The sequence below is a fragment of the Nocardiopsis sp. iso_238 genome (assembly GCF_056173325.1).
Genome location: NZ_CM149668.1, coordinates 356,936 through 371,885, shown reverse-complemented (window position 1 = coordinate 371,885; position 14,950 = coordinate 356,936). Strand labels below are relative to the sequence as shown.

Genomic DNA, 14,950 nt, shown 5'->3' with positions numbered 1-14,950 from the left:
GAAGTAACTTGAGTGGGGTCGACTCAACTGACTTGACAGCCCCAACCCGACGAAGCAAACTTACGCCTGAACGACTCAACTTTGACGGAGGAAACAACCATGGCACGTGCGGTCGGAATCGACCTCGGTACGACGAACTCGTGTGTCGCGGTCCTTGAGGGTGGCGAGCCGACGGTCATCACCAACGCCGAGGGCTCCCGCACCACCCCTTCGGTCGTGGCCTTCGCCAAGAACGGTGAGGTGCTCGTCGGCGAGGTGGCCAAGCGTCAGGCCGTCACCAACGTCGACCGGACCATCCGCTCGGTGAAGCGTCACATCGGCACCGACTGGTCGGTGCAGATCGACGACAAGACGTTCAACCCGCAGCAGATCAGCGCCTTCATCCTCCAGAAGCTCAAGCGCGACGCCGAGGCCTACCTGGGCGAGGACGTGACCGACGCGGTCATCACCGTCCCGGCGTACTTCAGCGACTCGCAGCGCCAGGCCACCAAGGAGGCCGGCACGATCGCGGGCCTGAACGTCCTGCGCATCATCAACGAGCCGACCTCGGCCGCGCTCGCCTACCACCTGGAGAAGGAGGACGAGGCGACGATCCTCGTCTACGACCTCGGTGGCGGCACCTTCGACGTCTCCCTCCTGGAGGTCGGTGACGGCGTCGTGGAGGTCAAGGCGACCAACGGCGACAACCACCTCGGCGGCGACGACTGGGACCAGGCGATCGTCGACTGGCTGGTGGAGAAGTTCAAGAACTCCAACGGCGTCGACCTGGCCAAGGACAAGATGGCGCTCCAGCGCCTGCGCGAGGCCGCCGAGAAGGCGAAGATCGAGCTCTCCAGCTCCAGCGAGACGCAGATCAACCTGCCCTACATCACGGCCTCGGCCGAGGGCCCGCTGCACCTGGACGAGAAGCTCACCCGCGCCGAGTTCCAGCGGCTGACCTCCGACCTGGTCGAGCGGACCAAGACCCCGTTCCAGCAGGTCATCAAGGACGCCGGGATCAGCCTGGACCAGATCCACCACGTCGTTCTGGTCGGTGGCTCGACCCGTATGCCCGCCATCGCGGAGCTGGTCAAGGAGATGACCGGCGGCCAGGACCCCAACAAGGGCGTCAACCCGGACGAGGTCGTGGCCATCGGCGCCGCGCTCCAGGCCGGTGTGCTCAAGGGCGAGGTCAAGGACGTCCTGCTGCTGGACGTCACCCCGCTCTCCCTGGGCATCGAGACCAAGGGCGGCGTGTTCACCAAGCTCATCGAGCGCAACACGACCATCCCGACCAAGCGCTCCGAGATCTTCACGACGGCCGACGACAACCAGCCGTCCGTGCAGATCCAGGTGTACCAGGGCGAGCGTGACATCGCCCAGTACAACAAGAAGCTGGGCGTCTTCGACCTGACCGGTCTGCCCCCGGCGCCGCGCGGCGTCCCGCAGATCGAGGTCGCCTTCGACATCGACGCCAACGGCATCGTCAGCGTCACCGCGAAGGACCTGGGCACCGGCAAGGAGCAGTCCGTCACCATCTCCGGTGGTTCGGCCATGTCCAAGGACGACATCGACCAGATGGTCCGCGACGCCGAGCAGTACGCCGAGGAGGACCGCAAGCGCCGCGAGGAGGCCGAGGTCCGCAACAACGCCGAGTCCCTCGTCTACCAGACCGAGAAGGTCATCAAGGACAACGAGGACAAGATCCCGGCGGACGTCCGCTCCGAGACCGAGACCGCCGTCGCCGAGCTGAAGACCGCTCTGGAGGGCACCGACACCGAGGCCATCCGCTCCGCGAGCGAGAAGGTCGCGCTGGCCAGCCAGAAGATCGGTTCCGCGATCTACAGCCAGGGCCAGCAGGGTGAGGACGCCGCCCAGCCCGGTTCCGAGAACGCCGACTCCTCCACCGAGGACGCCGACGTGGTCGACGCCGAGATCGTCGACGAGGACAACGGCAACGGCAACGGCAAGGGCAACCAGGGTTCCTGACCCGCGACGGCCGGAGACGGCTGAGGAAGGAGGGAGCGTCGGACATGGCGCCGTCGGACAAGAACAACCCGGAGACGGGTGACGAGGACCAGGGTCCGGTGATCCGCGACAACCGCAGGATCGACCCCGAGACCGGTGAGGTCCGCACGCCCGAGGGCGAGTCCGCCGAGGAGGCCACGGCCGCCGAGGAGGAGCCCGAGGTCGTCGAGGCCGAGATCGAGGACGTCCCCGAGGTTCCGGACACCCCGGAGTCCGTGGTGACCGAGGCGATCAACGCGGACGAGCGGGTCATCGAGCTCACCAACGACATCAAGCGGGTGCAGGCGGAGTACGCCAACTACCGCAAGCGTGTCGAGCGCGACCGCGTGGCCGTCCGCGAGGTGGCCACCGCCCAGGTCGTCGGTGAACTCCTGCCGATCCTGGACGACATCGGCCGGGCCCGTGAGCACGACGAGCTCAACGGCGGGTTCAAGGCGGTGGGTGAGGCCCTGGAGGCCACGGCCACCAAGCTGGGCCTGGAGCGCTACGCGGAGCAGGGCGACGAGTTCGACCCGAACGTCCACGAGGCGCTCACCCTGGTTCCGGTTCCGAACATCTCCGTCCAGACGGTGATCGAGGTGTTCCAGCCTGGGTACCGCATGGGTGAGCGGGTTCTGCGCCCCGCCCGCGTGGTGGTCGGTGAGCCGTTGGAGGGCGCGGGGGACGACGAGTCCGCCGACACGTCCTCGGACGCCGACGACTCCACCGCCGAGAGCGGCGAGGACAAGCAGTAACCCGATCCGGGCCGAAGCGACAGCGGAAGGCCCGGGGCGGACATGACCCGGCCGTGGCCGACGTGAGAACGTCGGTCACGGCTCCGGGTCGCCCCCGGCACCCCAGCGGTACGGGGCCACGTGGAAACATCGGACGCAACCGGCACCAGCGGGAGAAGGCACCAGTCGATGAGCACCAAGGACTACCTGGAGAAGGACTACTACAAGGTCCTGGGAGTCTCAAAGACGGCCTCCAAGGACGAGATCAAGTCGTCCTACCGCAAGCTGGCCCGGGAGAACCACCCGGACGCGAACACCGACGACCCCCAGGCCGAGGACCGCTTCAAGGAGATCTCCGAGGCGTACAACGTCCTCTCGGACGAGAAGCGCCGTAAGGAGTACGACGAGGCGCGCTCCATGTTCGGCGGGTCGTACCGGCCCGGCGGCGCCGGGCCCGGCGGGTTCGACATGAGCGACATCTTCGGTCAGAGCACCGGCGGCGGGGCCGCGGGCGGGGAACGCCTGAGCGACCTCTTCGGCGGACTGTTCGGCAACCGCGGGCGGGGTGGCACCGCCACCCGCAGCAGGCGCGGGTCCGACATCGAGACCGAGACCACACTGAGCTTCCGCGAGGCCGCGGACGGGGTGACCCGTTCGTTCCAGCTGAGCAGCGAGGCCCCGTGCCCCACGTGCAAGGGCACGGGAGCGCGCGCCGGCACGGCCCCGCGCATGTGTCCCAAGTGCAGCGGCACCGGGCACGACAGCACCAACCTGGGCGGCTTCTCGCTGTCCGAGCCGTGCAGCGAGTGCAAGGGACGCGGCCTCGTGGTCGACGACCCCTGCCCCACCTGCACCGGCAGCGGGCGCGGCAAGAGCACCCGCACCATCCAGACCCGCATTCCGGCCGGTGTCAGTGACGGCCAGCGCATCCGCCTCAAGGGCAAGGGCGCCCCCGGCGAGCACGGCGGCCCCAACGGTGACCTCTACGTCGTCGTCCACGTGAAGGGACACCCGGTGTTCGGCAGGAGCGGCGACAACGTCACCATCACGGTCCCGGTGACCTTCCCCGAGGCGGCCCTGGGCGCCGAGGTGCGGGTCCCCACCCTCAGCGGTTTCCCGGTGACCGTGAAGGTGCCGCCGGGCACCCGGAACGGGCACACGCTGCGGGTCCGCGGCAAGGGCGCCACCCGCAAGGACGGCACCACGGGGAACATGCTGGTCACCTTCGAGGTGGACGTGCCCAGGACACTCAACGGCGAGGCCCGCGAGGCCCTGGAGAAGTTCCGCGCGGCGACCTCCGACTACGACCCGCGCGACGGGCTCGAAGCGCGGGCGAAGGGCGCGTGAACAACGTGAACGATCCTGCCTTCGGCGCCGACGCACCGGTCTACGTGATCTCGGTGGCCGCTGAGCTGGCCGGGATGCATCCGCAGACGCTGCGGCAGTACGACCGGCTCGGGATCGTCTCTCCGGGCCGCACGTCCGGCCGGGGCCGCCGGTACTCCATGCGCGACGTACGGACGCTGCGCGAGGTGCAGCGCCTGTCGCAGGAGGAGGGCATCAACCTCGCCGGGATCAAGCGGATCCTGGAGTTGCAGCACGAGGTGGAGCAGCTGCGTGAGCAGGCGTTCCACCTGGCCAACGAGCTTGAGGCGGCCCGCCGGGCGGTGTCCCGGCGGGGCCGTCCGGCCCGTCCCGAGGGCGGGCCGGTGCGCGGGGAGCTGGTGCGTCGCACCCGCGTCACGATCTTCAACACCGCCGAGCCCGAGGACCCCGACCAGGGCCGCCAGGGCGGCCCCGGTGGTCAGGGGCCGAGTGGCCAGAGCGGCCCCGGCGGCCAGGGCCAGAGCGGCCCCGGCGGCCAGGGCCAGGGCGGCCCAACGGGCGGCCAGGGCTCCGGAGGGCCGGGCGGCCAGAGCGGTCAGGCCGGTCGGGACGACACCGGCCGGAGCGGTCCGGGCCAGGGCTGACGGACCCGGGGGGCCACCGTTCGGGGAACGGTCTCAGACGCCCCCGCATGATCACTCTGAGTAACAGATTCTGTGGAAGGGGTAACCGGACATGAACTACAAGCTCACGCGGAAGAGCCAGGAGGCCCTGGCCGCCGCGATCCGTGAGGCCACCGCCGACGGCAGCCCGCAGACCGAACCGCTGCACCTGCTGAACGCCCTGCTCGACCAGGCCGAGGGCATCACCCGACCGCTGCTCAAGGAGGTCGGCGCCAGCCCCGACCAGCTCAAGGACAAGGTCGAGTCCGCCATCGGCGCCCTGCCCAAGGCAGCCGGTTCGACGGTCAGCTCACCGTCCTCCTCGCGCCAGCTCATCGTCTCCATCAACACCGCCGCCCAGCGCGCGCAGCAGATGGAGGACGAGTACGTCTCCACCGAGCACCTGCTGGTCGGGCTGGCCACCGACGGCGGCGAGGCCGCCCGCCTGCTCAACGAGGCCGGTGCCGCCCCGGACACGCTGTTGGAGGCCTTCGAGCGGGTGCGCGGCACCGGGAAGGTCACCTCGGAGAACCCGGAGGACACCTACCAGTCGCTGGAGAAGTTCGGTGTGGACCTCACCGAGCGCGCCCGCGAGGGCAAGGTGGACCCGGTCATCGGCCGGGACGGCGAGATCCGCCGGGTCATCCAGGTCCTGAGCCGCCGCACCAAGAACAACCCCGTGCTCATCGGTGAGCCCGGCGTGGGCAAGACCGCGGTGGTCGAGGGTCTGGCGCAGCGCATCGTGGCCGGAGACGTGCCGCAGTCGCTGCTCGGCAAGCGCCTGATCAGCCTCGACCTGTCCGCGATGGTGGCGGGCGCCAAGTACCGGGGCGAGTTCGAGGAACGGCTCAAGGCGGTGCTCTCGGAGATCAAGGAGTCCGAGGGCCAGGTCATCACGTTCATCGACGAACTCCACACCATGGTGGGCGCGGGCGCGGCCGAGGGCGCCATGGACGCGGGCAACATGCTCAAGCCCATGCTGGCCCGGGGCGAGCTGCGCATGGTGGGCGCGACCACCCTGGACGAGTACCGGGAGAAGATCGAGAAGGACCCCGCGCTGGAGCGCCGCTTCCAGCAGGTCATGGTGGGCGAGCCGTCGGCCGCGGACACCATCGCGATCCTGCGCGGCCTCAAGGGGCGCTACGAGGCGCACCACAAGGTGCAGATCTCGGACTCCGCCCTGGTGGCCGCCGCGACGCTCTCCGACCGCTACATCACCGCGCGGTTCCTGCCGGACAAGGCGATCGACCTCATCGACGAGGCGGCGTCCCGGCTGCGCATGGAGATCGACTCCAGCCCGGTGGAGATCGACGAACTGCGCCGCACGGTGGACCGCCTCAAGATGGAGGAGATGGCGCTCGACAAGGAGTCCGACCCCGCGAGCCAACAGCGGCTGGAGCGGCTGCGCGCCGACCTCGCGGACCGCCAGGAGCAGCTCACCGGCCTGGTGGCCCGCTGGGAGCAGGAGAAGGCCGGGCTGAACCGGGTCGGTGACCTCAAGGGCCAGCTGGACGAGATGCGCACGAAGGCGGAGCTGGCCGAGCGCGAGGGCCGCTTCGAGGAGGCCTCCCGGCTGATGTACGGGGACATCCCGCAGCTGGAGAAGCAGGTCGAGGAGGCGTCCAAGGCCGAGGAGAACGCCGAGGCCAACGCCGGGGACACCATGGTCAAGGACGAGGTGGGCGCCGACGAGATCGCCGACGTCGTCTCCTCCTGGACCGGTATCCCCGTGGGTCGGCTCATGGAGGGCGAGACCTCCAAGCTGCTGCGCATGGAGGACGAGCTGGGGCAGCGGCTGATCGGGCAGCGGGACGCCGTCCAGGCGGTGTCCGACGCGGTGCGCCGTGCTCGGGCGGGGATCTCCGACCCGGACCGCCCCACGGGGTCGTTCCTGTTCCTCGGTCCGACCGGCGTGGGCAAGACGGAGCTGGCCAAGGCGCTGGCCGAGTTCCTGTTCGACGACGAGCGCGCGATCGTGCGCATCGACATGAGCGAGTACTCGGAGAAGCACTCGGTGTCGCGCCTGGTGGGAGCGCCCCCCGGGTACGTGGGCTACGAGGAGGGCGGCCAGCTCACCGAGGCCGTGCGGCGCCGCCCGTACACGGTGGTGCTGCTGGACGAGGTGGAGAAGGCCCACCTGGAGGTGTTCGACACCCTGCTCCAGGTGCTGGACGACGGTCGCCTCACCGACGGCCAGGGCCGTCAGGTGGACTTCCGCAACACCATCCTCATCCTCACCTCCAACCTCGGTTCCCCGTTCCTGGTGGACCAGTCGCTGGACGAGGCCACCCGCCGGGAACGCGTGATGGACGTCGTGCGGGCCACGTTCAAGCCGGAGTTCCTCAACCGCCTGGACGACGTGATCATGTTCGACGCGCTCTCCACCGAGGACCTGACCAGGATCGTCGACCTCCAGGTGGACAAGCTGGCCCGCCGTCTGGCCGACCGGCAGTTGGCGCTGGACGTGACCCCGGCGGCCCGCGAGTGGCTGGCGCTGACGGGATACGACCCGAACTACGGTGCGCGGCCGCTGCGCCGCCTGGTGCAGTCGAGTATCGGGGACCCGCTCGCCCGCGAGCTGCTTTCGGGTGAGCTGACCGAGGGGGATTCCATCCAGGTGGATGTCAACGACTCCCGCGAACGGCTGACGGTGAGCACGCGCAAGGCGGACCAAGCGGTCTGACCGGCGGCGAGGGGCCAGCGCGGTCCCTCGCCGTCCCGGTTCAGAAGAACAGCAGGGCCCCCAGCACGCTCAGCACCAGACCGACGACGATCGCGGTCCAGGCGTAGCCGGTGAAGCGGGCCCGTTCCTCCTCGTCCTCCTTGCCCATCGCCACCGCCGCGAAGGCCACGCCGACGACGCCGCCGATCAGGTTGCAGCACACGAGCGTGAGGATGGCGACGGTGAGGGCTGTTCCGGGGCTGCTGTCACCGGAGGACGCATAGGCCATGGGGGGGCTCCAGGGTCGGGGGATGTCACTTGATGGGATGCCCCCGGGCGCTCGGTGGTTTGCGCGGACCGTCGGCCATTTCCGCACGTTGTCGAGAAACGGACACGGTCCTCATTGGCCCCTTCGTTCGAGCACTGTCGGCGAACCACATCGCTCATCAGGCCGAATACGACCTCGCCGGTATCCGATACTGATCGCCTCACTCACGGACCCCTCCGAGAATTCAGCGCAGCGGTTTCAGAAGTCTGAACTCGTTTCCCGAAGGGTCCGTCAGCAGATGCCAGGGCGCCCCGCCCTCGGTTTCCACACGAACCGCTCCCCTTTTCACCAACGACTCCAGGGCGTCGGCCTCCCGTTCGTCCTCATCGAGGCGTAGGGCCAGGCCCATGAGGTTCGGTTCGGTCTCGGGTTTGGGACCGAGCTCGTCGCAGAACGCCAAGCGGATGCCGGGACCGTGCGGGGGACGCAGCTCCGGGGCACTCCCCTCGGTGGGTGTCCAGCCGGTGACCCGGGCCCAGAAGTCCCGATCGGACCGAGGGCGCGCGGAGTCCACAGGCAGTGATCCCAGCCCGGGTCCTGCCTCCTCGTAGCGATCACCGGGCATCACACAGAACAGGTTTCCCTCGACGTCGGCCAGCACCTCCCAGGGCACGTCCCCCTGCCCCACGTCGCGGGGGGACGCGCCCCGTGAGCACAGGGTTCGGGCCCAGGAGCGGTGGTCGCTCCCGCCGTTGAGGTCGAGGTGCAGCCGAGTGATGGCCGATTCCGACCGAGGGGTGGAGGAGGACGGTGCCGGGATGACGCGTAGCGGCACCCCCGGAGCGGGGAGCAGGAAACCGGCAGGCCCTCGACTCACGGTCGGCACCCCCAGGGCCTCCGACCAGAAGCGGGCCAGCGTGGCGGGATCGTCGGCCTGGAGGGTGATCGAGTCCAAGAGCATGGCGCGGAGACTAGCTCAGGGGTACGACCCTCGGAGCGGGCTTCCTTCCCGTGCGCCGTCCGGCCGCGACCAGGTGGCCGATGATGCTCGGAGCGTCGTTCCTCGCAGGTGGAAGGCCTCGGCCCGCCGATATCAGCCGCTCGGGCACCGAGTTCACTCGCCCAGAAGTGCGCCTGTATTTCTCCTCGGGGCACGTCGAAATTCGGAACGGACAAAAAAGGATATTGCCCATGGTTACGAGAGGTCGTTAGTCTGACGGAGTTGAACTACGGTTCCGTCGACTTGTGGAGGTGCACATGTGGGACTGGGTGTAATAGCTGATTCTCAGCAACGCACGGAAATGACGCCTCAGCACTCGTGAAGGCGCAGGCCAACGAGACTGCTCCCCGCACTCGTGAGGAGACCAGCGGCCCTCAGAAGCTCTCTGAGGGCCGTTCTGTTTTCCCGCGCGCGGGATGGACCCCTCCGCGACGCCCCGGAACGGCGGCACAGCCGTCTGCTCCCCTCGCTTGTGGGGGTGGTCGGGGCACGACGTCTGCCGGGCCCCGACCTCTGGGTGGTTCAGGTCAGGATGCCGATGTGGTGGGTGAGGTTCTGGCCCAGGATCTCCAGGGTGTTGAGGCCCAGGAGCAGGGTGGAGCTGATGGCGGTGGCGGGCCATCCCCACCAGGGGCGGGGCGCGCGGTGGCGGCCCCGGGGGAGCGCGCGCTCGGTTTCGGCATGGGTAGCGGCCTCCGCCCGTCGGTCCTCCCTCGCCTTCTGTTCGCGGTGTTGGCGGGCCACCTTGACCCAGTGCGGGAGGGGTCCGTGTTCGAGCATGTACGCCACCCGGGGGTTGCCCTGCATCTGGCGCAGCAGGCGTTCCTGACGGGCCTGATGGGTCTCGGTCCAGGCGGACTCTGATTCCAGGGCAGGGAGGGCTGGCTGGGGTGAGCGTGTGTGCGGGCGGGGGAAGCGGTGGCCTCGGGGTGCGGTCAGGACCGACCGGATCTCCTCCCTGACCTGGTGTGCGGTCATCGGGCACCTCCACCACAGGTGTCCCCACCAGCGGACAGGGTGGTCAGGGCGGGGTGGGTGAACTCGGCCCAGATCACGGTGCCGAGCCCGGCACAGAAGGGGAAGTCCAGCACCGGCCGGAATCCCCATCGGGTGGCGAGGTGGCCGAGCAGCAGCAGGCCCCGGCCGCGCTCAGCCTCGTCCCACTCCTTGCGCGTGCGACGACGCGGGACCTTCGGGGAGGAGTCCGTGGTGTTGGTGCGGGTGCCGTCGTCGATGATCGAGACCCGGACCGTCCCCGGTCGGGGCTGGTCCAGGGTCCGGACCACCCGTCCGTCGGGGTCCTGTCCGGAACGGGAGTGCTCACAGGCGTTGGCGAACATCTCGCTCAGACACAGGACCATGTCCTCCCGCGCCTCGACCGGGAGGCTGGTCATTCGGTCGAGGTCGGAGGCGAGGTCGATGCGGACCTGGCTGGTCTGGGAAAGCTGCCCGGGGTAGACACGGCATTCCCACCGGGGAGCGTTGTCGGTCGGGCTGATCGTGTGGTTGAGGGCAGGGGTGTGCGGCACAATGGCCATGTCGGCAATCTCTTTCTCTTGAACGGGTTGTGCTTGTCGGCCTGCTCTGGGGGTGTTGACGCACCCGCCAGAGCTTTTTCATGGAACGGCTTCGGGGCCTCTCAGGCAGCGGGCGGAGGTTCCGGATCGCTGCGATGAACACCGAGGTGCCGGTGGGCGAGCAGCCGCAGGAGTTCGGTGCGGTTGGGAGCGGTGATCCGCTCATAGGGGTCACCATCGCCGGACCACCCGACGGGACGCCGAGCCACGTAGGTCTCTTTGGGTGCCTTGCCTTCCACCGTCATCGACCAGTGCTTGTACAGCAGGGCGCAGAGCACGTGCTCCGGAACCGGCAGGGACTCCGTGTGGGGGTTGTTCTGCTTCGGGACCGGCCCCGGCACCGGCCTGTTGCCGGGAACGCGTGTGGGTGCGGGGTGGTCGTGGATGGCCTGGTCGATCAACCGCACCGCTCGTTCCGCGTCGCTCTCTTCCCGGGCGATGCGCAGGGCCTCCAAGACCAAGGGGATGCGGTTGCGCAGAGTGTGGTTGTGCCACACATCCACCTGCGCCGGGGTGAGATGGATGGGGGCCGTCAGGGCGTCCTCAGCCACGGCCAACAGGTCCCGGGTGTCAACGTCCAACATCAGCACTCCACCTCGTCCGTTCCGGTGTCGATCCGGTTCCAGGGGTTGTTGGTGAGGTCGTAGGACAGGTGGAACCAGACCTGACGGAACTTCGGGTTGCCGTTGTCTCCCCACCGGTCCGCCAACGCGTTCACCAACCCCAACCCGAATCCCTGGCGCTTGCCCGAACCCGTATTGGAGTTGAGGGCGGGCAGGTCGGTGGAGGTGAGCGGGTCGGGGTCCATCGGGCGCCGGGTGCCCTGGTCCTGACAGGTGAGAGTCATGCCGGTCGCTCCCCGGTCGACCGTGAGTGAGTAGGTGCTGCCGTGCTCACTCGACAGGGAGTGCGCGAGGGAGTTGTTGGCCAACTCCGACCCCAGGAGGGTGAAGAGGAACCGATAGTCCGTGCTGCGTTCGGCGGCGCTGGTGTCCAGGAACGCCCGCACCAGAGGCATGAGACCGGGGAGTCCGGCGAAGGAGTACTTGCGCTTGCGGAACGGGGTGCCCACCGTGCGGGAGAAGTAGTGGGTGTGGAAGGGCTTGATGAAGCTCGCCAGAGGGACCGTGGTCTCGCGGGTGGTCAGTTCGGGGGAGAACACGCTCACGTGGCCACCGCCAACCGTCGCAGCCCGGACAGGACGACCTCCAGGACCTGCATGGGGGCGGAGTCGATCGGCCTTCGGGGTGCGGGGATCAACGGACCACGGGAACGAGCAGTGGTGGTGCGGGGGTTGGCGGCGAAGGCCCGCACACGCTCAGCCTGCCGGGGACGAGGGCGATGGAACGCCACGGACGCGAGATGGCAGACACATGCCAGGGCAGAGAGGTACAGGTATCGCACAGGCGTCTCCTTCTTTGGACGTTGCTGGATGGGGGCAGCGGCGGATGAGCACATCTCCATACTCCACTCGAAACTTTTAAATCGCAAGACCTCAGTCAAGATACAGTGATCCGAACAACCGTGATGAGGAGTTGCGAAATGTCTGGTTCGGGGCGGGCGGCGATACCATCGGCGACAGATCCAAAGGAGGTCGATTTGAGCAGCCCATCCGTCGCCAGACGGCAGCTGTCTGCACAAATGCGCGCGAAGCGAATCGCCACGGGCAAGACCATCGAGCAGGTTGCTGAGGACCTGGAGTGGTCGAGCACGAAGGTCTCGAACATCGAAACTGGCCGATCGAAGAAGCCCGCCGTGACGGACATCCGTGTGTTGCTCGATCTGTACAAGGTCAGGGACTCAGCAGAGCGGGAAGCGATCCTCACCCTGGTCCGTCAGTCTCGGGAGAGCGGTTGGTGGAACCGCTACGGTGACGCGATCGGCGGCCCGTACACCTCCTACGAGGCCGGGGCGACCGGTATCAAGATCTTCGAGCCGCAGTACATCCCTGGTCTCTTCCAGACTGAGGCGTACGCTGCAGCCGTTGCCCAGGCAACACTTATTCGCAACCCAGACGACATCGCCAGAGCGGTCGAGGCCCGGATGCGGCGCCAACAGCTACTCACCCAGCAGGAGGATCCACCGTTCGTGTGGGCGGTGATCCACGAGGCAGCCCTGCTCATGCTGCGGTCGCATCCGGAGCTATTCCATCCGCAGGTTGACCGGCTCGTTGAGCTGGCCGAAGCCCCGAACAACGTGACCATCCAGGTGCTCACCATGGGTGCGGGGTTGCATGCTGGGATGGGAGGGCCGTTCGTGATCCTGGACTACGAGGACGCCGCAGCGATCGCGTTCTTGGAGACAAATACGGATGGCCTCTACCTGGAGAAGCCGACCGAGGTCACTCGGTACCGCCAGTCCTTCGACCGGTTGGTTGCCAAGGCCCTCGACCCTGATGAAGTGCCCGCATACCTGCGAGCGCTGGCCGCCTAGAAAGTCACGACCATGCACTCATCCACTGACAGTCACCTCGCGTTCCGCAAGTCGAGCTACAGCAACCCCTCCAACTGCGTCGAGTACGCCGACGCCGGGGAAGGGACGGCTGCTGTGCGGGACTCCCAGAACCCGGAGAACGGCCACTTCCTGCTATCTGGGCGGGAGTGGGGGGCACTCCTGGGCGCCGTTCGTCGCGGATAAGTCTGCAAGGAAGCAGGAAGGCCCCGACAGGAACCTGTCGGGGCCTTCCTACGTACTCATCCAGGCACACTGGACCCGCTGCTTAGTGGGCGGGAAGCGAGCTCGATTGTCCACAGTTGGAAAGGGGTTCGGAGCGCCTTCCCTTGAACACGGGAGCGCGGGAGCGGGCAGGACCGTGCATTAGTCAGTCAGTGCTCCCACTCCCAGCGGAGGTCCCCACGATGCACCCCAACGCCTCCCTGGGTTCAGTGAGACCTATCGGAGTCGGGCGGTGTGGCTCCGGGGACAGGATTCGGGGCGTTTTCCTCTGCACACGAGGTGTAGCCGTAGGCAGAACCGTGCATGAGTCAGTCAGTGCCCCCACCCCCAGCGGAGGTCCCCACGATGCACCCCCACACCGACGAACTCACCTTCCACAAGTCCAGCTACAGCGGCGGGCAGACGCAGGACTGCGTCGAGGTCGCCCGCTACCGCAAGTCCTCACACAGTGCGAACGCCAGCGACTGCGTCGAGGTCGCGGACCTCCCCACTGGCGCTGCCGTCCGCGACACCCAGAACAGGGAACGTGGTCACCTGGCGTTCGCGTCGCCGGAGTGGCGCGCGTTCCTCGCCGGAGTTCGACTCAGCTGACCAAGGCATCACGCAGGACCCCGGTTCTCACCCGGGGTCCTGCGTGAACTCCTTCGTGCCACGCCCCAACCCGGATGCCGGTTTCCGGAACCTCACAACCCGAGGACGCGGGCCTCGACCTCGGGGTCCAGGCCCACCTTGGGACGGTCCGGGCGCTGCTCCGCCTCCCCGCCCACGGACTCCAGCCACGCCCACGTGTCCGCGACGGTCTCCTCCACCGGCCGACAACGCAGCCCCGTCGCGAGCGCGCGATCGACGTTCCCCTGGTGCAGGAACCCGTGCAGCTCCCCCGGCGGAAGCCACATCGGCAACTCCCGCCACGGGGCGATCCCCGCGTCCGCGATGACCTCGGGCGAGGTCCACCGGAACTCCGTGTCCGACCCCGTCACCTCCCTGCACGCCGTCAGGAAGCCCTCCATGGTCGTGTGCCCGATCGGGCTGACCATGTTGTACGGCCCGTTCAGCCCCTTCTCCGCCGCGTCCAGGGTCCAGGCCGCGAGGTCACGCGCGTCCACGTACTGGAGCGGGAGGTCCCTCGGCCCGGGGGCCAGCACCGGCCCGCCCCGGGCGACCCGGTTCAGCCACCACGGCAGCCGACCGATGTTCTCGTACGGCCCCAGGATCAGCCCCGCGCGGACGAACAGCGACCGGTCACCGAACACCGCCTCCGCCGCCAGCTCACCGCCGCGCTTGGCCCGCGCGTAGTCGGTGCCGTCGTCGTCAACGGAGGCCTCCACCACAGGAGCGCCCTCATCGGCTCCGGGCTCAGCGGGCGAGACGTACACGGAACGGCTGGAGACGTAGGAGTAGTGGCCGACCCTGCCGTGCAGCAGACGCGCCGCCTCGGCCACCGCCACGGGAGCCATCGACCAGGTGTCGACCACCAGGTCCCACTCCCCCTCCGCCAGCGCGGCGAGCCCGCCCTCCTCCGTACGGTCACCGTGCCGGACCTCGGCCCCGGCGGGCGACGCGCGCGTCCCCCGGTGGAAGACGGTGACCTCCCACCCCCGCGCGATCGCCTCCTCCGCGACCGCACGCCCCACGAACTCCGTACCGCCCAGAACCAGAAGTCTCGTCATGCGGCCAGTCTTCCGGTGCCGCACCACCCGCGCCAGACCCTCCTGCCCACAGCAGAAGTGCGCGAACGGCGTGTGAAGGCCGCCGCGCAGCATGACGGTGTCCCCAACGAAAGGAACACCATGCCCGTCCGCCGGTCACTCGGTTCGGTCTCAGCCACCCTGTTGCTGAGCGCGCTCCTGCTCGCCCCCGGCACCACCGCCGCGGCGAACACCCAGGCCTCCGGGTCCGCCACGACCACCTCGCAGAGCTCCGCCCTTCCGGTCCTTCCGCCGGAGCACTGCGTGATCCTTCCGATCGTCTGCTTCCCCCTCCCCCAGCCACCCGCGTAGGTCCGAGGACGACCAGTGACACCCGTGCGCGCGAGCGGACCGCACGCGCGCACGGCACG

16 protein-coding genes are annotated in these 14,950 nt (G+C 68.5%); 9 read left to right on the top strand and 7 right to left on the bottom strand.

All coding sequences use genetic code 11. The annotated features are described in order from the left end of the window. Positions 1-99: 99 nt before the first annotated feature. The 5 genes from dnaK (at position 100) to clpB (ending at position 7,391) form a co-directional block, all read left to right on the top strand. A complete protein-coding gene (gene dnaK / locus AC0VYL_RS01695; protein ID WP_475482119.1) occupies positions 100-1,968 on the top strand; it encodes a molecular chaperone DnaK in 1,869 nt (622 codons plus the stop codon). Between the two features lie 44 nt (positions 1,969-2,012). Continuing rightward, positions 2,013-2,741, top strand: a complete 729-nt coding sequence (gene grpE, locus AC0VYL_RS01690; protein ID WP_475458367.1) for a nucleotide exchange factor GrpE — start codon at positions 2,013-2,015, stop codon at positions 2,739-2,741. 168 nt (positions 2,742-2,909) lie between these two features. Then, a complete protein-coding gene (gene dnaJ, locus AC0VYL_RS01685) occupies positions 2,910-4,067 on the top strand; it encodes a molecular chaperone DnaJ (RefSeq protein ID WP_475458365.1) in 1,158 nt (385 codons plus the stop codon). Next, positions 4,064-4,690 (top strand): heat shock protein transcriptional repressor HspR, encoded by a 627-nt coding sequence (locus AC0VYL_RS01680; protein WP_475482118.1) that lies wholly within the window; start codon positions 4,064-4,066, stop codon positions 4,688-4,690. Before dnaJ ends, AC0VYL_RS01680 begins: the two co-directional genes overlap by 4 nt. Before the next feature lie 91 nt (positions 4,691-4,781). After that, complete coding sequence (gene clpB, locus AC0VYL_RS01675; protein WP_475482117.1) at positions 4,782-7,391, top strand: ATP-dependent chaperone ClpB; 2,610 nt, start codon at positions 4,782-4,784, stop codon at positions 7,389-7,391. Between the two features lie 40 nt (positions 7,392-7,431). On the opposite strand, the gene AC0VYL_RS01670 is transcribed toward clpB, so the two are convergent. From AC0VYL_RS01670 to AC0VYL_RS01645, 6 genes are all read right to left on the bottom strand, one after another. Further along, positions 7,432-7,659: a hypothetical protein gene (locus AC0VYL_RS01670; RefSeq protein WP_475458361.1), complete on the bottom strand. Its 228-nt coding sequence runs from the start codon at positions 7,657-7,659 to the stop codon at positions 7,432-7,434. Positions 7,660-7,882: 223 nt separating this feature from the next. Continuing rightward, on the bottom strand, positions 7,883-8,599 hold the full coding sequence (locus tag AC0VYL_RS01665; RefSeq protein WP_475482116.1) for a VOC family protein: 717 nt from the start codon (positions 8,597-8,599) through the stop codon (positions 7,883-7,885). Positions 8,600-9,160: 561 nt separating this feature from the next. Then, entirely contained in the window at positions 9,161-9,616 is a 456-nt protein-coding gene (locus tag AC0VYL_RS01660; protein ID WP_475482115.1) for a hypothetical protein, read from the bottom strand. Further along, the gene (locus tag AC0VYL_RS01655) at positions 9,613-10,176 is read right to left on the bottom strand and encodes an ATP-binding protein (RefSeq protein WP_475482114.1); all 564 of its coding nucleotides are present in this window, start codon (positions 10,174-10,176) and stop codon (positions 9,613-9,615) included. The genes AC0VYL_RS01660 and AC0VYL_RS01655 overlap by 4 nt, the downstream gene beginning before the upstream one ends. A gap of 101 nt (positions 10,177-10,277) precedes the next feature. Next, complete coding sequence (locus tag AC0VYL_RS01650) at positions 10,278-10,799, bottom strand: hypothetical protein (protein ID WP_475482113.1); 522 nt, start codon at positions 10,797-10,799, stop codon at positions 10,278-10,280. Beyond that, positions 10,799-11,383, bottom strand: a complete 585-nt coding sequence (locus tag AC0VYL_RS01645) for an ATP-binding protein (RefSeq protein WP_475482112.1) — start codon at positions 11,381-11,383, stop codon at positions 10,799-10,801. The genes AC0VYL_RS01650 and AC0VYL_RS01645 overlap by 1 nt, the downstream gene beginning before the upstream one ends. Before the next feature lie 431 nt (positions 11,384-11,814). Between AC0VYL_RS01645 and AC0VYL_RS01640 the strand changes: the two genes are divergently transcribed. The 3 genes from AC0VYL_RS01640 (at position 11,815) to AC0VYL_RS01630 (ending at position 13,482) form a co-directional block, all read left to right on the top strand. Continuing rightward, positions 11,815-12,648, top strand: a complete 834-nt coding sequence (locus AC0VYL_RS01640) for a helix-turn-helix domain-containing protein (protein ID WP_475482111.1) — start codon at positions 11,815-11,817, stop codon at positions 12,646-12,648. A 12-nt stretch (positions 12,649-12,660) separates the two neighbouring features. Beyond that, a complete protein-coding gene (locus AC0VYL_RS01635) occupies positions 12,661-12,852 on the top strand; it encodes a DUF397 domain-containing protein (RefSeq protein ID WP_475482110.1) in 192 nt (63 codons plus the stop codon). Positions 12,853-13,236: 384 nt separating this feature from the next. Next, positions 13,237-13,482 (top strand): DUF397 domain-containing protein, encoded by a 246-nt coding sequence (locus tag AC0VYL_RS01630; RefSeq protein ID WP_475482109.1) that lies wholly within the window; start codon positions 13,237-13,239, stop codon positions 13,480-13,482. A gap of 92 nt (positions 13,483-13,574) precedes the next feature. On the opposite strand, the gene AC0VYL_RS01625 is transcribed toward AC0VYL_RS01630, so the two are convergent. Further along, a complete protein-coding gene (locus tag AC0VYL_RS01625; protein WP_475482108.1) occupies positions 13,575-14,561 on the bottom strand; it encodes an NAD-dependent epimerase/dehydratase family protein in 987 nt (328 codons plus the stop codon). Between the two features lie 15 nt (positions 14,562-14,576). Here AC0VYL_RS01625 and AC0VYL_RS01620 point away from each other — a divergent pair, with 15 nt between their 5' ends. Then, entirely contained in the window at positions 14,577-14,891 is a 315-nt protein-coding gene (locus tag AC0VYL_RS01620; RefSeq protein ID WP_475482107.1) for a hypothetical protein, read from the top strand. Positions 14,892-14,950 lie beyond the last annotated feature (59 nt).